Origin of the sequence: Glutamicibacter sp. 2E12 (assembly GCF_050030965.1) — a bacterium.
Lineage (GTDB): Bacteria > Actinomycetota > Actinomycetes > Actinomycetales > Micrococcaceae > Glutamicibacter.
Window position 1 is genome coordinate 2,201,846 of record NZ_CP188297.1, and the last position, 19,276, is coordinate 2,221,121.

Annotated in this window: 15 protein-coding genes; 10 read left to right on the top strand and 5 right to left on the bottom strand. The window is 60.1% G+C overall.

Annotation, left to right across the window (positions count from 1 at the left end):
* Positions 1-13 precede the first annotated feature (13 nt).
* Both ACP3TE_RS10345 and ACP3TE_RS10350 read right to left on the bottom strand, forming a co-directional pair.
* Entirely contained in the window at positions 14-4,468 is a 4,455-nt protein-coding gene (locus tag ACP3TE_RS10345) for an FtsK/SpoIIIE domain-containing protein (RefSeq protein ID WP_426733458.1), read from the bottom strand.
* Positions 4,465-5,511: an RDD family protein gene (locus ACP3TE_RS10350; RefSeq protein WP_426733459.1), complete on the bottom strand. Its 1,047-nt coding sequence runs from the start codon at positions 5,509-5,511 to the stop codon at positions 4,465-4,467. Before ACP3TE_RS10350 ends, ACP3TE_RS10345 begins: the two co-directional genes overlap by 4 nt.
* A gap of 145 nt (positions 5,512-5,656) precedes the next feature.
* Between ACP3TE_RS10350 and ACP3TE_RS10355 the strand changes: the two genes are divergently transcribed.
* The 6 genes from ACP3TE_RS10355 to ACP3TE_RS10380 all read left to right on the top strand — a co-directional run bounded on the left by ACP3TE_RS10355 (position 5,657) and on the right by ACP3TE_RS10380 (position 9,712).
* Positions 5,657-5,944, top strand: a complete 288-nt coding sequence (locus ACP3TE_RS10355) for a WXG100 family type VII secretion target (protein WP_066141890.1) — start codon at positions 5,657-5,659, stop codon at positions 5,942-5,944.
* A gap of 133 nt (positions 5,945-6,077) precedes the next feature.
* Complete coding sequence (locus ACP3TE_RS10360; protein ID WP_105656206.1) at positions 6,078-6,401, top strand: hypothetical protein; 324 nt, start codon at positions 6,078-6,080, stop codon at positions 6,399-6,401.
* Positions 6,402-6,419: 18 nt separating this feature from the next.
* Positions 6,420-7,805, top strand: a complete 1,386-nt coding sequence (locus ACP3TE_RS10365; RefSeq protein WP_426733461.1) for a hypothetical protein — start codon at positions 6,420-6,422, stop codon at positions 7,803-7,805.
* 64 nt (positions 7,806-7,869) lie between these two features.
* A complete protein-coding gene (locus tag ACP3TE_RS10370; protein ID WP_426733463.1) occupies positions 7,870-8,496 on the top strand; it encodes a hypothetical protein in 627 nt (208 codons plus the stop codon).
* The gene (locus tag ACP3TE_RS10375; protein ID WP_426733465.1) at positions 8,478-9,095 is read left to right on the top strand and encodes a hypothetical protein; all 618 of its coding nucleotides are present in this window, start codon (positions 8,478-8,480) and stop codon (positions 9,093-9,095) included. The genes ACP3TE_RS10370 and ACP3TE_RS10375 overlap by 19 nt, the downstream gene beginning before the upstream one ends.
* A 38-nt stretch (positions 9,096-9,133) precedes the next feature.
* Positions 9,134-9,712: a hypothetical protein gene (locus ACP3TE_RS10380; RefSeq protein ID WP_388023338.1), complete on the top strand. Its 579-nt coding sequence runs from the start codon at positions 9,134-9,136 to the stop codon at positions 9,710-9,712.
* Between the two features lie 807 nt (positions 9,713-10,519).
* Here ACP3TE_RS10380 and ACP3TE_RS10385 read toward each other — a convergent pair.
* Positions 10,520-12,379, bottom strand: coding sequence for a CocE/NonD family hydrolase (locus tag ACP3TE_RS10385; RefSeq protein ID WP_426733467.1), 1,860 nt, complete (start codon positions 12,377-12,379; stop codon positions 10,520-10,522).
* 156 nt (positions 12,380-12,535) lie between these two features.
* On the opposite strand from ACP3TE_RS10385, the gene ACP3TE_RS10390 reads away from it, so the two are divergent.
* Entirely contained in the window at positions 12,536-13,624 is a 1,089-nt protein-coding gene (locus tag ACP3TE_RS10390) for an ArsR/SmtB family transcription factor (RefSeq protein WP_332499233.1), read from the top strand.
* 169 nt (positions 13,625-13,793) lie between these two features.
* Positions 13,794-15,344: an AbgT family transporter gene (locus tag ACP3TE_RS10395; RefSeq protein ID WP_426733469.1), complete on the top strand. Its 1,551-nt coding sequence runs from the start codon at positions 13,794-13,796 to the stop codon at positions 15,342-15,344.
* Positions 15,345-15,484: 140 nt separating this feature from the next.
* Here ACP3TE_RS10395 and purB read toward each other — a convergent pair whose 3' ends face one another.
* Positions 15,485-16,894 (bottom strand): adenylosuccinate lyase, encoded by a 1,410-nt coding sequence (purB, locus tag ACP3TE_RS10400; protein ID WP_332489310.1) that lies wholly within the window; start codon positions 16,892-16,894, stop codon positions 15,485-15,487.
* Here purB and ACP3TE_RS10405 point away from each other — a divergent pair.
* A complete protein-coding gene (locus ACP3TE_RS10405; protein WP_332489309.1) occupies positions 16,875-17,306 on the top strand; it encodes a hypothetical protein in 432 nt (143 codons plus the stop codon). The two genes, purB and ACP3TE_RS10405, sit on opposite strands and share 20 nt — an antisense overlap.
* Before the next feature lie 2 nt (positions 17,307-17,308).
* A complete protein-coding gene (locus tag ACP3TE_RS10410) occupies positions 17,309-18,658 on the top strand; it encodes a hypothetical protein (RefSeq protein WP_426733471.1) in 1,350 nt (449 codons plus the stop codon).
* A gap of 182 nt (positions 18,659-18,840) precedes the next feature.
* Here the strand turns inward: ACP3TE_RS10410 and ACP3TE_RS10415 are convergent, their stop codons facing one another.
* Positions 18,841-19,227, bottom strand: coding sequence for a phage holin family protein (locus tag ACP3TE_RS10415; protein WP_105656214.1), 387 nt, complete (start codon positions 19,225-19,227; stop codon positions 18,841-18,843).
* Between the last annotated feature and the right edge of the window lie 49 nt (positions 19,228-19,276).

The following is a 19,276-nucleotide window of genomic DNA, read 5'->3' on the forward strand; positions in this document are numbered from 1 at the left end:
GAGTCCTGCGGCCCTACTGTTCCACGAGTGGAAGGTGGACCAGGGTGCGTTGCCCGTTTTGCACCATGAATCCGCGGCCCGGCGGGAATTCGTGGCGCTTGACGCGCGGGAAGGGCACCTTGAACAGCGAGTCCCCGTCGTAGGCGTCGGGCTTGAGCGCGATGCCGTGGCGGTTGGACTTCAGTTCGCCGAGCAGTCCGAAGCTGGAGGAGAACGCGTTGATGTCTCCGTCGGCGATCAGGAAGTGGTCGGAGCGGTTGATGGCCTTGAGCAGTTCCTTGAGCGGGCGCTCGGCATCCGAATCGGCGAACTCGGTGAAGTTCTCCACAACGAACACGATCTTGCCCGGCATGGAATCGTCGGCGACCAGATCCAGCATGTCCTTGGCGAACTGCCGGGTCTGAGCCGGGCCCGAGGCCGCGCCGTTCCAAGTCCGCCAGCCGCGCAGCTCGGCGCGCCGGCCGCCAATGTGGAAGAACTGGGTGGCCGGGTTGGCGCGTTCCAGCGCGGTGACCATGGCGCGCATGGTGTTGGTCTTCCCGCTTTGCGGCGGCCCGGCGATGACGAAGGTGCCGATGGGCTCGAAGCCGCAGGGTGCGAGGGTGGCATCCGACAGGCCGATGGCCGGCTGCCCGTTGACCGTGTCGGGCAGCGCCGCCGCGGAGAATTCCTGCGGCAGCGACTCGACTCCGGCCGCCTGCGGGGCACCGGAAGCTGCCAGCTCTTGGGCCCAGCTGGTAGTCAGCGCGGTCTGCTCGGCCACGTTCGCGGTGCCGCCCAGCACGGCGATCTGCGCCTCGTGGCCCTTGATGATGGCGCGACCCGGGGCACTGCGTTCGCCCAGCACATCCTTGGCCACGCCCAGCACGTTGTAGGCCTGCTCGTCGGCCATGCGCAGCACCACGCGCTGGGTGATGTTCGCGCTGATCGCGGTGGGCACCGCGCCGAAGCGGTCGGCGGTGGTGACCACGTGCACGCCCAGCGGGCGGCCTTCGCCCACGATGCGCATGAACACCTGGTAGTACTCGCCGCGGCCGTGGCCCAGCTCCCAGTCGCTGCGGAACTGGCCGAAGCCGTCGATCAGCAAGAAGATGCGCGGCTCGGACAAGTCCCCGGTGACCTGGCGGTATTCGCTCAGAGAGGCGGCGTTTGCGGCCGCGTACCGGGCCGAGCGCTCATCGAGGTGCTCGGCCAGGATGCGGAAGACGCGCTGGATGCGCTCCACGTCATCGCCGCCGATCACCGCGCCGACATGCGGCAGCGGATCGAGCGACCGCAGCGAGCTGGTGCCGAATTCCAGTGCGTACACCGCTGCGGTGCCGGCCGAAGGGTTGGCTCCCGCGGCGATCGCGATGCTGCGCAGGGCCGCCGATTTGCCCGCGCCGGAGGTGCCGTAGACCAGCAGGTGGCCGTCGGTATCGGGTTCGAACCAAGCAGTTTCCTGGGCCTGGTGCTCGGGGATGTCGGCCAGGGCCAGCGGGATCCGGCAGTCCGAATCCGGGGCGAGCTCGCGCAAGTCCACAGTGGCCGAGAGGTCATCGAGCCAGGGCCGGCGGGGTGCCGGGATCCCGGCCCCGTTGGATGCGGCGATGAAGCTGGAGACCAGGCGCTTCTGGTCGTTCGGGCCGCTGTTCTCCTCGATCTCCTCGGACCCCGCATCAGGCTGCTCCCAGACGCGCGCGCCGCCGAAGCGCAGGTCCTCAACCCGCACTTCGGCCGCTTCGGGCTCATCGGTGGTCCAGCCTCCGGCGTAGCCGGACTGGAAGGGCACCAGCCGGCCCGGGCCGGTCTTGGCGATGCCGCGGCCGGGCAGCGACGGATCGAAGCCGGCGGCGATGGGGTCCTCCACCACGTCATTGGAGTCGGCGGCGTCGGCCATGCGCAGGGCCACGCGCAGGTTGGTATTGGCGCGCAGGTTGTCCTTGATCACCCCGGCCGGGCGCTGGGTGGCCAGGATCAGGTGGATTCCCAATGAACGGCCGCGCTGGGCGATGTCCACTACGCCGTCCACGAATTCCGGGACCTCCCCGGCCAGGGCGGCGAACTCGTCGACCACCAGGACCAGGGCCGGAGGGGTCTCCGGGTCCTGGCGCTTTTCCAGCTCCAGCAGGTCCTTGGCCTTCTTGCGGTGGAAGAGCTTCTCGCGGTGGTGCAGCTCGGCACGCAGGCTGGTCAGCGCGCGGCGGACCAGGTGCGGGGAGAGGTCGGTGACCAGCCCGACGCAGTGCGGCAGCTCCACGCAGTCGGCGAAGGCCGAGCCGCCCTTGTAGTCCACGAAGAGGAAGGTGACCCGGTCGGGGCTGTACTCGGCGGCCATCGCCAGCACCCAGGCCTGCAGGAATTCGGACTTGCCCGAGCCGGTGGTGCCGCCTACCAGGGCGTGCGGGCCCTGGGTGCGCAGATCCAGGCTCATCGCATCCGGGGTGCTCTGGCCGATGTAGGCGCGCAGGGTTCCGGCGCGCTTGAGCCGCGGCCGGGGCCCGGTGGCGGCGCGGTCGATCACCGAGTTGTTCTGCTTCCAGCGCTCGAGCACCGCGTCCGGTGCTTCGGCCAGATCAGTGCCCAGGATGCGCAGCAGCGACACCGAGTCCGGGATATCCGAAGAGTCCGGGACCAGCGAGCTGGAGTCAACGATCGGAGCCAGCCGACGGGCGAAGTGCTCTGCATGCTCGCGCGAGACTCCTTCCACGGTCACCTGGCGGGCTTCTTCGCCGGCGCGCACCCAGCCCACGCGGGCATCCTCCAGGCCCCGGGTGACATCCACGAAGGTGCGGCAGGCCGCGGGCAGGGACTGGACGGTGGGGGCCACGAAGATCGTGTAGATGCCCACGGCCGGTCCGCGCTCGATGATCTGCGAGAGCCGAGCGCGGTCCACCGGGGCGTCATTGCTGACGAACAGCACCAGCGAGAGGTCCTTGGCTAACGGCACGCTGGTGTTCTGCTCGCCGGCTTCCTTGCCCAGCTCCATGGAGGAATTGCGGGTGGACAGCGGGCCCAGCCGGTAGGAAGCCGGGTCGTTGCGCCGGGCGATGAGCTCTTCCAGGGCGTTGAGCAGCACGGTGCCCGAGGTCTGCGTATCGGCCAGCGCCAGCTGGGCCAGCGGGGAGCGCGGCCCGGTGGTGTGCGGCAGCCACTTGAACCATTCCAGGTCCCCGGTCCAGGCCGGGTCGATGATCGCGGCGGTGCACAGGTCGTTGGGGGCGTGCAGGCCGAAAAGCTGCACGGCCAGCGAGCGCAGGACATCGGCGGACTGCAGCCGGGGCCCGGCAATGCCGATGGCGCCGGCAGAGGGCAGCAGCTCGATGATCGGCACATCGTCGATCATCCGGTATTGCTCGGTGAGCTCTTCGACCCGTTCGACGTATTCCTGCAGTCCTGCCCGGTCCGCCAACGGGGCCACGGTGGTGCGGCTGCGGGCGGTTCCCGAGCCCAGCCGCAGGGAGAGGAAGTTCCAGTGCTCCGGGCGTCGGGTCCAGAGCAGCTGGCCCAGGGACTCGGCCTGCTCGAAGACCGTTGCGGTGGCTGGGGCTTCGCTGCGCCGGTGGGCGCGTTCGGCTTCCTCCCCGGCCAGCAGGCCATCTTCCAATGCCTCGAATTGCCGTTCGAAGGTCTCGATTTCCAGGCGCAGCTTGTTGTTGTTCTGGGTGCGCTGGCCGATCAGGTTGCCCAGCATCATCAGCGGCGAGACCAGCACCACGATTAGCGACAGCGCGCGCTGGGTCAGCGAGAAAATGGTCAAGCCCATGATCAGCGGTGCGAAGATCATCGGCCAGGGGAAGAGCTTGGGGCTGGCTTCCTGCGGGATCGCCGGGCGAGGCAGTTCCTCGCCGGGGTAGCGGATCTCCACCCGCGGGGAGCGGTTGAAGAGGATCGAGCCGCCCATCTCGTAGACCGGGGACTGCCCCGTGGCGGTCCCGTGCAGCAGCTCGAAGTAGACATCCGTGGCGCCCAGGGTGATCAGCTGGCCGGGGATCACCGAGACGCGCTGGGCCAAGCCGCCATCCACCAGGATGCCGTTGGCGGAGTTCAGGTCCACCAGCTCGATCTTGCTGCCCACCTCGATGCGCGCATGCCGGGTGGAGACCATGCGGTCGTTGAGCACCACGGTGGCCTTCTCCGAGCGCCCCACATAGGAGGTGCCGGCGGGCAGCGCGAAGGCCATGCCGGCATCCGGGCCGTTGGCCACGCGCAGCACCGCGGCCGCCGAGCCGCCTGAGACGAAGGCGTCGGTAGTCGGCACGACTTCGATGGTGAAGCCCGAACCCAGTTCCGCTTCGGCCAGCGGGGTGTGCGGATCGAGCTGCACCGGGGCGGTGCCGGTGGCCGTGGCCAGCAGCGTGGGGTGCTCGGGAACCTGCTCCCCGGCCAGGGCGCGGGCGGCATCTCCCACGGTGGCGGTCGCATCGCAGGTCAGGATGACGTCCACGGTGCTGGTGTCCGGTCGCCTGAGCGTGGCCTTGATTTTCACTTGGCGGTCTCCTGGAAGGTAATGCGGAAGGTGCGGCTGCCGACTTGGACGACGTCACCGTCATTCAGATGCAGGCGGACATGGGGCGGTGCATTGTGCGGGGCGCGGGAGGCGACGATGACCTGGGTGCCATTGCTGGATCCCAGGTCCATGATCCAGGCATTCGCCCCGTCGCAGCCGAAGGCCAGGTGCGTTTTGGACATCAGACGTTCCGGGTCCTTCAGCGCGACCAGCAGTTCATTGCCGGTGCCCGCGGTGGCCTGGGGCGCACGCCCGATCAGCCCGGATTCGGGAACCGGGATGTAGGACCCGTCGTCGAAGGCGAAGGCCGCGCGGCGGACGATTCCCAGACCTTGCTCCGAAGGCGAATGCCAGTCGCTGTTTTGCGCCCCGACAATGCCCGCGGTGGACCGGGCACGCGAAGGCACGGCGGCCTCTTCGCGCTCGGCGTCATCTTCGATCGTGCCCAGCGGCGGCAGATGCTCGGAAATGTCCCGGTCCGGGCGCGAGAGCAGGTATTCGGCACGGGCCAGCGCCCGCGGGTTGGTGGGGTCCAGTCCATTGCGGATATCGACCACATAGGTCTGGGCAATCTTGTCCAGCCAACCGCGGCCGTGCTCCTTGTCGAACAGGCAGGAGACCAGTAGCAGGACGGGGCCGATGAGCGGGATGAGATGGCTGAGCAGGAAGGCGAAAGACGCGGCCATGACGCGGGGGAAACCCGGTGCGGCGAAGCGGCCCAGTCCGGTGGCGCGCAGTCGCATCGCGGACTTGCCGGGCGAAGAGCCCTTGCGGCTGTTCATCGTGAGCAAGACAATCAGGTAGACCAGCAATAGCAGGGCACTGACCGCGGACAGGACCAGCGGAACGGTGGAGTACTGTCCAGTCACCCGGAAAATCACGTAGCCGATGCCGGCGGGCAGCAATGCAGCCAGCGAAATAGCGTAGTCGACAAGGTAGGACCAAATGCGCAGGCGTGCTTCGGCCGGCCGCATTCCGAGGGTGGAGGATTTGGCGAGGGCTGCTGCTGAAACGACGTCCATGGGACCTTTCTACTTCAGTTCAATGCCGGCCTGCCACGGGGAGTTCTCCCCATTGAACGGAGGCCATCTGCCACATTATTCTAGACTGTGAACGAACTAGAGTGGCCCGGCAAGCGGGCCAGTCGACGAGTTGAGGAGCATTGTTGTGACTGATTTCAAGGCCAATTACGGCGAAATGGAAGCCATGGCATCGAAGCTTGATACCGGGCGCGAAGACCTGGATGGCGTTCTTGAGCAGCTGCAGTCCGGCGTGGACAAGCTGCTGGGCGAAGACTTCACCACCGAGCACGCTTCGGGCCAGTTCGGCGAAGGCTACAAGGACCTGAACGATGGCTTGAAGAAGGCTTTCGACGGCATTAATGACATGGCCATCGCCCTGCGCGACATGATGGAGCAGATCCAGGACACCGACCGTTCCATGGCTGGCAAGTAGGACCATTTTTTACGGGGTAATGTGGCCGCCTTGGGAAATTACGGGCGGCCACATTTTTCTTGCACCGCCTGATCCTTGAATACCGAATTGTCCTGCAGCGTCGTCGCTGGATACCTGAGGAGTCGTTTGCACTATGGCCGATGAAATCTATTTGGCGCGCCTGGAAGAAATTGTCACGGAGCTAGGCAATAGTATTAAGGATTTCGAGAATGCGTCTGACTTTGCCAAGGGCATGGCCGGCTCAGTGGGAGACCCGATGGGCAAAGGCGATCTGAAAGACCGAGTCAAGGACTTCGAAGACAACTGGAACGATACCCGTGATGACCTCCTCAAGAATCTTGAAGGAGTGCATACCGGGTTGAAGGACATCAAGGATGGATTCGAAGAGTGGGATCTGGAAACGAAGAAGGCCTTCTTGAATTCACGTGCTTCCGATGCCCCCAAAGAAGCTAAGTAAACTGAGAGAGTTGACGACATGACCTTGGAATCGCCAAAGGGTACAACCCTGCAGCTCATCGACGGAAATCCTGATGACCTGCTCCGGAGCGCCAAGGACTTGATCACCTCGGGCGAGGAGATGGAACGCTCTGCGGCCAGGCTGGAAGACATCAGTAACGGGACGTCGGATCTGAAGTCTGAAGCTATCGCCAAGCTGCGTGAGAACGCTGGAGACGTATTTCCCGAGTTGCGCAAGGCGGCCATTCGATACGACGGCACAGGCCAGGCCCTGAAGAAATATTCCTATGCTTTGGACCGGGTCCAAGGCGCGCTCCAAATGTGCACCGCTGAGGGCGGAGTGGATTCGTACACGACCTTGAACGCGCTGATCACGGACATCGAGGATGCGCACCAGAGCGTGCAAACCAAGAGAAGCCAAGAAGACACCGCCGAAGGCGCGGTAGATGATGCCGACGGATTCCTCGGCTTCAGCGAAGGGACCGACGAGGAAAAAGCGGAAGCCAAAAGCGACCTGACAGAAGCAACCGCTGCGCGCGAAGAAGCCGAAGAAGAACTGCGTGAGCTGTGGGGCAAATTCGACGGTCGCGTTTCCTATTGGGAAGATGCCTACGATGAGGCAGTCGGCGAAATCGAGGATGCCTTCAAAGCCGCGGACAACGATGACAAGTTCCTCTCCACCCTGGGTTCGGTTCTAGGCTGGATTGCCTTGGGCGTGGGTATTGCGGCCTTGTTCATCACTTCGCCGGTGTGGGGACCGATCGCATCAGCAATTGCGGTGATCGCTGCCGTTGCCGTGGTGGCAATCGAGGTCATCAAGATGGTCCAAGGCGATGGCGACTGGACCAGTTTGCTGATAGCGGTAGTCGGAATTATCCCCTTCGGCCGTTTTGCTGGAAAAGCCTTCTCCGGCTTAAGCAAGGCATTTCCCTCGGGGATCAAGGCAGGATCCAAAGCGGGACCTCGGAACATCATCAAGGCCTTTAGCAAAACGCGTTCCAGCACGGGGCGCGGCATTGTCAGGTCTTCCATCAAGTCGGGCACCAAGCGCCCACCGAAAACTACGATCCGTGGAAACCGTTCGACCAAAGCCAAGATCCGGCGAAATAACCGCAAGATCGAGCAAAAGTACCAGCAGACCGTTTCCGGCAAGACCAACAAGTATTTGGATGGCTTCAACAAGGAATTCAAAGGCGACTGGAAGACATACGTTAAGTACATCTCGGAGGGAAGCGCAACAAAGCATCGCGAAATGGCTGCCTACATACTGAAGAACCCTGACGACATGGGTCCTCAGGCCAGAGCCTGGGCGGAAAAGATTGCGAAGCACGGGAACTGGGAAGACCGGGGCAACGTCATAGTAACCGCGCCTCCTAGCCTCTGGGACCTGACTCGCGAGAAGTAGCTTCGGCGCGGAGCAATCCGTAAAGTGAACATCCGAGCCACACATTGAATTTGCGGGAGAAACGATGAGCGCAACACCACCAGCGTCGAAGGCGCGTCCCCGAGGCATCGGATACAGCTTGCTGTATCCGGCAGGTTGGCGCGAATTCAACACCAGTGTTGAGCACGAGCAGGCTTTGACGAAACTGGTGACGGCAGAGCCCAAGGCACTTGGACGCGCAGACCTGGTATTGATGCTTCGACGGCAAATGCACCAGACGTTCGAGTACTTGAGGCGCCGCGGATCACTTGGCTTCGCAATGCCGGTAGAGAAACTTGCCGTGGGGGCAATGCCGGTTTCCGTGATCATGACCCCACTCAAGGTGGGATCCTCCGGCACTTTGCTGGAAGCTGCGCGAAAGGCCGCAGGCGGCAACCAGATCGAAATCGAAGACGCCGACGGAGCAGACTGGTACCTCTGGTCTTCCGTGGAGCAAGCTGCCGAAGCTCCCGAGCTCAAGAACAATGGCCTGAACATGGTTGTTCCTCGTCCGTTGCCGGATGGAAGCATCGATCCGGATCCAAGAGCCGGATTGTGGTTGCTTTATTCCTACGCGCACGTTGAGTCGGAGAATGGTGAGGCATTCGCCGAAGGATTAAAGTCGTTGGGCTTGTCGATACTGGGAACTTTCAAGTGGGTGCCAATTCAGTGACAACATACGAGATTGAACCGGATCTGGAATTTTGGATTCCGGTACCTCGCTCATTTCCTGAAGATAGTTGGGATACGGCAGAGCAATGGGCACAGGACCTTGCGGAATTGGCCATCCCGGAAGATCTTGAGCTGCGGAAGGTCTATGAGCAGCTTGCTTTGGACGTGGCGAACAACCAAATAGCCGAAGCCGAGCATACACTTTGGTATTCGCCTGAAGATGGACACGCACTGGGCACTGCCCATTTGATAGTTCTGGATGACGACCCTGCCTTGAGTTTGGAGGAACTGGCCCAGCCGGACTACGAATCGGCGGCACCGGTCCAGATGAGCGAATACCACTCGGAGTCACTTGGCCAGATCATCCAATTGTCTTCCGTGATCGCGCTGGATGGGCAGCGTGAAGGAAACGGATCAGCAGTGCTGCCGGCCATCGGGCATGTCAGGACCGTAGCGCGGGGACATGGACTGTTCTTCCTGCTCGAGGCGTTCGATTCCGACCTCTCGACTTTGAATTTCATGATGGACCCGATGATCGATCTTTTCGATGCGGTGTTCTTCGACAACGTTGACCATGAAAGCGAATTAGGCAGCATATGAAGACCTCTAGATCCAGATTGCCCGAGCACAATGAATTCGTGGCGTCCTCGCTGTATTTCTATCCGCGGATTGACAAGGGCTTCAGCCTGTTGGCTATTGGAATGATCCTCTTATTGATGGGCATCTACCTGATTGCCAACGACTTGCCGGAAACCTCAAGCTATCTTGCTCAAATTGTCCTTCAGGGTATCCCCACCGTAGTGGGCTCCATACTGCTGATCTTCGGCGCCGTCGCACTTGCCAGCGCAGTGAAGGGTGCCGGTAGAAAAGCGGCCGATGCCATCGATCTGAAGGTCAAGGCCAGTGGCCTAACAGTTCGCGGTGGGCACAAGATCGCTTGGGCTTCGATTGCTTCGGTCATGGGCGTCGAGCACGTCAACAATGCGAAGGTCCAAGTCCTATGGGATCGAGCGGACCTGAACCGGACATTAGAGATTTATTTGCACGAACCCGTGGAGGGTCAACCAGGAAAATTCAGGGAAGGAAAGCCCTATATTCAGGTGTCCCTCCGCCATTATCCTGCCGTAGAGTACCGCGCCCTTTACGAAAAGATAATAGACCAATTCGAGAATCGTGGCATCCCTCTCGCATTCGAGGCTAAACCTACTCAGTTCTGATTCAAGCGGCTACGCCAAATGACGTGCAAGAGGCGCCGCCTCCCCGAGAATTCATGCGGGGTGGCGGCGCCTCTATTCGTGTACGCCCAGTGTGGGCATTTGCTACAGGGAAAATGCCCAAGGGAAGAGGGCGTTCAACTCCTATCTGAAGGCAACTGCGTCTCAGCTAGGGGGTGGGGAGGAAGCCAGAGGCAGAACTGTGCGCTGAGGAATATGAATCTCATGAGCGGCATGCGTACCGGGGGTAATCCAGCAAGCGGTTGTGGAGCCAGTTCCTCCAGATTTGTTCCATTATCAACCGGCGGGGATGTGCATTAGCCGGAAGTTCCCTGGTCTTGACGACTGGGTGAGGCGACAGTCGCGTCAGATTCCTTGGATGGTGTGAAAGCGTCCCCGGACCCAGATGGCGGACCTTCGCCGTTTGGTGTTGCGAAGGACGAAAATAAACAGTCGGAAACGTTCGCTCGAGTACTGGCGTAATTCGATTTTCCGTTGTTCCTCGTGAATTGCCAACTGGGTATTGGGAGGGTTTGGGCATGGTGTTCTTTAGTCGTGCTCGGGATCGTATTCAGTGACGTGGCGAAGCGCCGGATGCTGGCCCGCATGCCCGGTGGTGCGAGAGGCGGGGCCAGGTACCCCGCCCGCTCGACGGCTTGCGGCCCATTGCTCTCCAAGCGCAGGCACGGACAACGTGCACAGGATGTGGCAGGCCATGGAACTTTCCTGGTGCATCTGGGCGCGATGCATTGAACTTCACCCGCCAGCACGATCCAGACCCCACTTGCGACGCAGCTGAGTTGTATGTTTTCAGGCGTTTGGCAGGATATGAAGCGACAGCGAAGTCGGGTGCTCAGTCGAGAAATGAACAGTATTTTCAGCGATGAGCTTTTGATTATCGCGGGCTGCGGAACCTCCAGTATTCGGATTGATGTCGAACCGGGGGAAATTGCTTGACGAGACGTCCAACCGAATACGGTGGCCAGCGGCGAACAGGTTTGCTGTCGACGGCGCAGCGACCGTTACCCGGTAGACCTGTCCTTGCTGCATCAACTCCGGATCTTTGTACGAATCCCGGTAACGCACCCGCATGATTCCCTCGGTAAGATTCATGGCGAATCCGTTCGGAAAATCTGCGCTAGGCGGGTACTCATCGATCAGCTTGATGGTCAAGTCGGTATCAGGTGCAGATGACGACAGGTATATTTCGGCAGTGACGGCGCCCGCGATACTCACGGCAGTGTCGAGCACAGCCGATCGGAATACTAAGACATCGGCACGATCGGCCAGGCTGACGCGGACAGAGTCGCGCGCTCCTGCCGGTGCCACCTGGTCGTATGCTCCGCCTCGCATGAGCGGTTCGCCGCTGGTTACTTGGCCGCCCACGGTCGGTGCAGGATCACGGGGATCGAAAATCAGCGTTGAATGGGCCTGGCCCGAGAACGGGTCCGCTCGCATGTCACCGCCCGGGTGCAAGTACATGGTTGTCCTCGCCGAAGTCTCTGGCGGCCAGGTCGCTGCGTGCTTCCACTGTCCACCGTGCAACAGGTGGCCTTCGTCAGTTGCCGTCCCAGGACCGCCTCCCATCATGAAGTACGTGACCTTGTGGCGCGGAGTTGCATTCCTAGCCCGGCCGAGCACCTCATCCATCCAGTCGGCCCGGAAGTGCAGGTAAGACGGTGCGAGGTTACCGTCGAAGTAGCCCCCGGTTCCGAAATCCACGTCTCCGGCATAATTCTGGCACCGCTTGCCATGCGTCCAAGGGCCCAGGAGCAGATACGCTGGACTGCTTTTCAGGGAAGATAGCTGCTGGAAGTTCTCAATGGCTGAGGAAATATATGGATCGTACCAGCTGGAGATATGGAAGGACGGCACGTCGGGAAAGCGATCATAATACCCGCGAGCATAGATTGCCGGGTGGCTCCAGTACTCCCCGAATGACTCGCGGGACCACTGGTCAAGCAGGTAGCTTTCGTAACTGGGAGCCAGGCTCAGGGGGGACTTGCCAGGGCTCCAAGGGGTCTGTTCAAACCATTCAGCCAAATCCACCTTGGCCAGGCCCGCGGCGATCTCGGGGCTGCTGGCGGCCTCTGGACTTCTGGCCGCGTGGCGGAACGCCCAGGTAGCCTGTTTCAGTTCGAAGGCACCGCCCATCCTCATGCCCACTTCGTAGGCTGAAGAGAAGCCGCCAGAGTCCATGAACATGCCTGCAAGCGATTCGGGAGACAACGCCGCTACTGCCGTCTGCGCGTGGGCAGAATAGGAAACGCCATTCATGAGCACACGCCCATCGCACCATGGCTGGTTGCGTATCCAAGCGATGGTATCGAAACCATCGCGTCCCTCATTGAAGTACTTTACGAATTCGCCGCCTGAACGACCTCTGCCACGGCAATCCTGTCGGACTACAACGTAGCCCCGGCTAATGAAGAATTCGGCAATCTCTTCCGGCATGGGAACGGGGTTATGGCGAACAGACTGGTCGGAATCCCTTCTGGCTCGCTTACCGTAGGGTGTGCGTTCCAGAATCACGGGGAGCGGCCCTTCATGTTGGCTGTTCCGGTAAACATCCGTGGCCAGATGGACGCCATCGCTTAGAGCCACCATGTACTCCTGGATTTCCACGGCAACTTCTGGAATTGGTGTCATATCACCAGTTCGGATCGACAAGGCTCACTCTTTTCGCGTTCAATGCCGATCAAAATTGCGGGCTTGACCGGCGGCTAATTATCTACAATCGAAGATATCCGTCGTCGAGGTAGTCCATGAGACAATTGGCGCAAGTTAGCCAAATGTTTGTTGTGTACAGGGTCTGGGGAGGGAAAAATGGCTATTGCCTTGCAGTTTTCGGGCTTCAACCCCAGTGACCTCAAAGTGGCGAGTTCACCGCTGGCTGAGTTGATGGCCCTGCTGCATGTATGGGCCGAGCCCGATCACCACCTTGAATTCTCCGATGCTGTCCAGGCCCTCGCCAGCGGCGCGGATGAACCCCTGATCAGCGAATTCCAAGCGCTTTCACCGTTGTGGGCACGATTCAGGGCTCGATTCTTTTTCCCGCTGAGTTTGCAGCCCGGTTCCCTGTTCGATCGCGAGCTAGCCGCTTTGGCAGCAATGCCGGTGAGTGCCTTCGCTGGAATGGCAGCTGAGGCGCTGAGGGGGTTCAGCCAAGTGCAAACTATAGCCATCGATGTGCTCAGTGATAGCCAGGCCCAGCAGGAATTTCTGGATTCCTGTCGGTCACGCTCTGCGAGCCGCTTTGAACTGGCGGAACAATTGGTTAATGATCCGCAAAAATTCAGGAGCCGGATTATTCGGTTCTGCATCGAATGCTGGAACTCTTTCTTCGCGGCGGAGTGGGAGAACTTATACCAGGAGGCAAGTGGTTCCGCCGCTCAACTGACAATGAAGTTTAAGCGCTCTGAGCCGACCTCTGTGATTGCAGAAGTAGGCGCCACAGCGAAAGCTTTCCCTGGCGTTGCTGAGGTGCGTTTCGATAAACTCCAGCAACGCAGCGTGCCCCTGGCGCACAGGGAACTTCTGATGATCCCGTCGAAATGGATTGGGAATCATCTTACGGTCAAGGATCACCCCGGCTACCCGGTAGTTGTCCACTTCCCTATGCAACGGGACAGGGATCCTATTCTCAAGATCACGCAGGTCCGCGAGCGGCTCCGAGCGTTGAGCGCCGATTCCCGGATGGAATTGTTCCGCCATATTTCGGCTGAACCAATGACGACGTCGGAACTTGCCTCGCGCATGGGACAACCCGCGGCGCAGATCTCCCGGTCCTTGCGGGTTCTGCGGGAGGCTGACCTCGTTGTTTCGGAGCGCAAGGGGAAACTTGTGTATCACCGGATTGACACCAAGACGGTCCTCAGCCTTGGACCGGATCTCTTGTCCACACTGACTCGGTGACCGGCGGCCGGGCAAAATGCCATGGCCAAAGGGCGGCTAACGATTGTCTGAAATTGGTTAATCATCCTCATATAGCTCAACATCTGTAATAGAAATCACTAGTGGGCGATCCGCCCCATCGTTACCGAGCGCAATGGGAGCTTGGCACGGACCCGCTACTGGAGGAACCATGACTATCACTGAGTCCATAACCCGAAAAGAGCCGCTGGGAATCAGATTCCTGGCGCGACTCGAACGCGCGGGCAACGCCCTGCCGCATCCGTTTTGGCTGTTTTGGATCCTGTTCGCGGTTCTGGCTGTAGCCAGCTGGATACTTTCCCGTACAGGGGTCGAAGTTGTTGACCCAGCGACGGGCGACACGGTGGGGGTCAATAGTGCGTTGTCGGTAGGTGCCATACGGGATCTGCTAACTGGCGCGGAAGAATCGTTCGTCACCTTCGGTCCGCTGGGCACAGTGCTGATCGTGATGCTAGGTGTCGCTGTTGCCGACAGGTCCGGACTCTTCGAAGTGATGGCACGACGTGCATTGAGTAACGTGTCGCCGCGGTACGTCGTCTTCGCCGTGGCATTAGGCGGTGCCTTATCCAAGTTCCTCTCGGACTCCGCTTATGTAGTACTGATTCCCTTGGGTGCGGTGGCTTTTAAAGCGGTGGGCCGCTCGCCGATGCTTGGCATGATCGTCGCGTTCGTATCGATTAATGCAGCCGGCGATGCCAATCCGTTGATTGCACCCGGCGACGTGGTATTCGCCAAAGTGGCAACGGAAGCCGCACAAATCATCGACCCGGCAACTACTGTTCGTGCGACGGATAATATGTACTTCACCACGGTTTCGGCCTTGGTCTTGGCGGTCACGGTCACCGTGGTTACGGAGCTGATTCTGAAACGGCGGGAAGGGACGCTTATCGTCGAAGCTACCGAGGTGCCGCCAGGCGACAGCCGGGCAGTAGGACTCCGCCTCACAGATGTGGCCGAGCGTCGTGGCCTTCGCACCACTGGTGTGGTGGCATTGGTTTTCGTGGCCGTGCTGGCTGTGGCAGTAGCGATTCCAGCGTCACCGCTGCGAGGCGAGAACGGCGAGTTCCTTGAGTCGCCATTCTTGAACGGAATAGCATTCTTCCTGTCCTTGTTCTTCCTGGCCATCGGGACAGCTTTTGCCAAGAGCTCTGGTCAGCTGGCGTCCAATGCGGACATTCCCCAGTTCATGGCCGACGGAATACGTGCCATCGCGCCATTGATTGTCCTGTTCTTCGCGGTGTCGCAATTCCTGGCCCTGTTCAAGTACACGAAAATCAGCACCGTGGTCGCAGTAATGGGCTCCGATACGATCAAGGGGCTGGGGATCAACACGGTCGGGCTGTTCCTGATCGTCGTGTTGGGCGTTGCGACCTTGAACCTGCTGATTACTTCAGGGCAAGCGTTGTGGGCACTGGTGGCACCGGTAATCGTCCCCATGATGATGCTATTGGGCACCAATCCGGCGACGACCATGGCGCTTTATCGGATTGCGGATTCCTGCACCAATTCCATTACTCCGATGAGTACCAGTTTCGTGCTCTGCGTTGGGTATCTGCAGACCTTGAACAAGAAGGCCGGCATAGGAACATTGATCTCCTTTACCCTGCCTTGCGCCGTGATCATGTTCGTGGTTTGGCTGGCACTTTTCTTGGCATGGTGGGCGCTGGGCATCCCGTTGGGCCCGGGTGCCCCCGTTCGCTAATACAGGGGCATGGAATTGCAGCGCTGAGAAGCAAATTCGAATTGAAGCTGCTACGGATGCCCAGTATTAAAAGTTCCGCCCCGGATCGCTCCGGGGCGGAACTCGTTTAAGCCGTCGTTCGGGAAGCTTGCGCCACCGGATTACTTCTTCAAGTGGTCAACCAGCTGCGAAGCGATGCCATTGTAGCTGCCCGGGGTCAGCGACTGCAGGCGGGTTTCGGCTTCAGCCGACAGGCCCAGTTCGCCAACGAATTCCTTCAGGCGGGCCGCATCCACGCGGTGGCCGCGGGTCAGGTCCTTCAGGCGCTCGTACGGGTTATCCATGCCTTCGACACCGGCGATAGCCTCGGCGCGCATGACCATCTGGATGGCCTCTGCAAGGACCTCCCAGTTGTGGTCCAAGTCGTCAGCCAGCACGGCTTCGGCGACAGACAGTCGATCCAAGCCCTTGGCAACGTTCGAGATCGCCAAAACCGAGTGGCCGATAGCGGTACCGATGTTGCGCTGCGAAGAGGAGTCGGTCAGGTCGCGCTGCCAGCGGCTGGTGACCAGGGTGGAACCCAGGGTGTTCAGCAGGCCGTTGGAGATCTCCAGGTTAGCTTCAGCGTTCTCGAAGCGGATCGGGTTGACCTTGTGCGGCATGGTCGAGGATCCGGTGGCGCCGGCCACTGGGATCTGCGCGAAGTAGCCGATGGAGATGTAGCTCCAGACATCGGTGCACAGGTTGTGCAGAATGCTGTTGAAGCGTGCAATGTCTGCGTAGACCTCTGCCTGCCAGTCGTGGGATTCGATCTGGGTGGTCAGCGGGTTCCAGGTCAGGCCCAGGTGCTCAACGAAACCCTTGGAGATCTGCTGCCAGTCAGCGGTAGGGACCGAAGCGTAGTGGGCAGCATAGGTGCCGGTAGCGCCGTTGATCTTGCCCAGGTACTCGGTCTTCTCGACGCGGTCCAGCTGGCGGGTCAGGCGCCACGCCAGAACTGCCAGTTCCTTGCCCAAGGTAGTTGGGGTGGCTGGCTGGCCGTGGGTGCGCGAGAGCATCGGCACGTCGCGGGAGTCCTCGGCCATCTTGGCCAGCTGTGCCACCAGGTCGCGGGCTGCCGGCAGCCATACCTGCTGCACGCCACCCTGGACGCCCAGAGCGTAGGACAGATTGTTGATGTCTTCAGAGGTGCAACCGAAATGCACCAGCGGCTTGAGGTTGCCAATGCCGATCGCTTCCAGGCGGTTAGCGATGTAGTACTCGACAGCCTTCACATCGTGAACGGTGACAGCTTCGATCTCTGCCAGTTCCTTCACGGAATCAGCGTTGAAATCGGTGACGATCTTGCGCAGTGCTGCCTTCTGTTCCGCAGAAAGCGGGGAGGTGCCTGGAAGAACGGAGTTATCGGTCAAGTGGATCAGCCATTCAACTTCAACGTGAACGCGATCGCGGTTCAAAGCCGCTTCGGAAAGGTAGTCGACCAGCGGTGCCACGGCGCTGCGGTAGCGTCCGTCGAGGGCAGTCAAAGCCAGTGGTTCATTAGCAAGGGAAGTGCGCGCAATCTCAGCCATACTCATATTCTTCCATCCTCGGCGCTACATCACATCTTTTACTTCACTGCTGTTTCCACAACCGGTCGCCAAACGTGCTGGTGCCCCATTGTTGCTGTCCATGATGGTGGACAAATTCTCAAGGATGCGGAGCAAGGAAATGATGTTTCAAGCGACGCTGCTGACGGTGGCAAGTCAGCTCGATGACGCCCAGAAAACCACTAAGTTTGCCATCGCACAGTTGGGTTCAATCCGGGCATTGACTTGGAATTCAAAGGCTGGCAAGGCGTTTCTAGACAATGTTGAGGAGCTGAGCCAGCGACTGGAAATGCTCAATGGCGAGCTGGACAACGCTGAAGAGTACTTGGGGGTTGCCATGCGTGAGATCCAAAACCTCGAAGCGCAAATCATGAACCAGAGAATGGCCTCGTAGCCATGGGATATGAAGTCAATTACAACGAGCCGGATTACGCCCAGGCAGGGGAAATCTGCCAGCGGGTTGCTCGCGACATCAATGGCATATCCGACGCTTTACTCAGGGCCGCGCAGGCTGCGTACAGTTGCCAGGGGGACCTGAATCTGCAGTGCATGGCGGCAGGCATTGAAGCCAGGGGCTATGGCATCGGGCATCTAGGCGATTTGATCAGAGACAGCTATCAGCAGGCCAGGGAAGGCGAAATCACAGCGTTCGAACTTACCGGAAAGGTCTCTGCGGCCATGCGGAATTATGAGGTTGCCGAAGCCGCAGTTGAACGGATGATGCTCGTAAGCACCAGCGCAGTACTGGTCGGGGACTTCATATCCAAGACCCGCGATAACGGCTGGCGTCCGCCGAGGGAAAGCATGGAGACCTTTTTGCGCTTGCTGATGTCCTACATCCCGCACTGGCCCTTGGCGCCGAATATGACCTTGACCGAGCAAATCGAAGGTACCGCCAAGTCGCTGTCGCGGATTATGCGGCTGCTGGGGTCAAACCGGAATACCGAAATAGAGCTCGCAGGGCAAGATCCAGCTCAGACGGTTGAACTGGATGGCAAGATGAGAAGCTATTTCCAGCTGCACGAAAAGCTGGAGGGCGAAGGCACGGAGAACAACGGAAAGATCATGATCGTCGAAGCTGACGATGATACTTATATCGCGCTCTTTCCGGGGACGCAGGATGACGCCGAAGTTCCTTCGCCTTTTGGCCCGGAAGGCATCGCTGACGGCTTCGGGGTGGAATCCGAGAATTTTGTGGAACCGCTCGATGAAGCATTAAGGCTCAGCGGAGCGAAAGAGGGCGATGAAGTAATCCTCTCCGGCTACTCGCAAGGAGGCATTCACGTAGCCCAGCTGACGAAGAACAAGTTCTTGAAGCGCAAGTACAAGCTGAACAAGGTGCTGACCCTTGGTTCTCCCATCGGCACTATTGATCTGCCAGAGGATATCCGCAGCCTATCCGTAGAAGACCGAAAAGATATGGTGCCCGGCACCGATGGCGGACCCAATCCCCGCAAGGGCGAGCATTACACCACCACTTTCCCAGGTCCGCGCGAGCACATGCAGGACATCTTGCCCGAAGATGGGCTCTTTGGCCCGTCGCATCATCTCAAGAATTACGGTGACCACCTCCTGGAACTCGATGAGGACCCGAAACTGGAAATCAGAGAGCATCTGAAGCAGTTCTACCTTCCCGAATCCCCGCTGAAAATCCGCATGTTCAAGCTGGAGCGCAAGCAAAAAGAACGTCCGCCCTTGAAGGAAGAAGACAAGGAGCGGCTCAAGCACATGGCACCACGCCACTAAAGCGCTCAAGAACTGCAACCAGCCGGCCGGATCAGCATCACCGGGTATCACCGTGCTGATGAATGGTGCTGTGGATCAGGGCAGAAGATGGGACGCTGATCGGGGGCGGCGAATCGGATATTAACGAAAGAGGACGGCACCTGTCGGATGCCGTCCTCTTCTTGTACTGCGTCGAATACCGCTTACTCGTTCTCGCTCTTGACGAACAATCCGAGGACCGCAGAGACGATGGAGATGATAATCGTACCGGCGATGGCATCCCACCAGAACTGCTCGATGACCAGTTCAATCGGGGTGAAGGTCGTCAGCCATGAAGTCAGCAGGAGCATCAGGGCGTTAATCACGATAGTGAACAAGCCCAAGGTGAGGCAGGTGATTGGCAAGGAGAACAGCTTGACGATCGGACGGACCAAGGCGTTGACCAATCCGAAGATTGCGCCAACCGCCAAATAGGCGATGACCGTGCTTACTGCACCTTCGCCGGCCGCGACGATCTTGAGGCCGGGCACAATCCAGACGGCGGCGGCGAGGGCAAGCGCATTGACGATGACTCGAATCAGAAAGCTCATGCCTTAACTTTGGCATAGAAATCTGGGATTAGGATGAACCGGAGATATC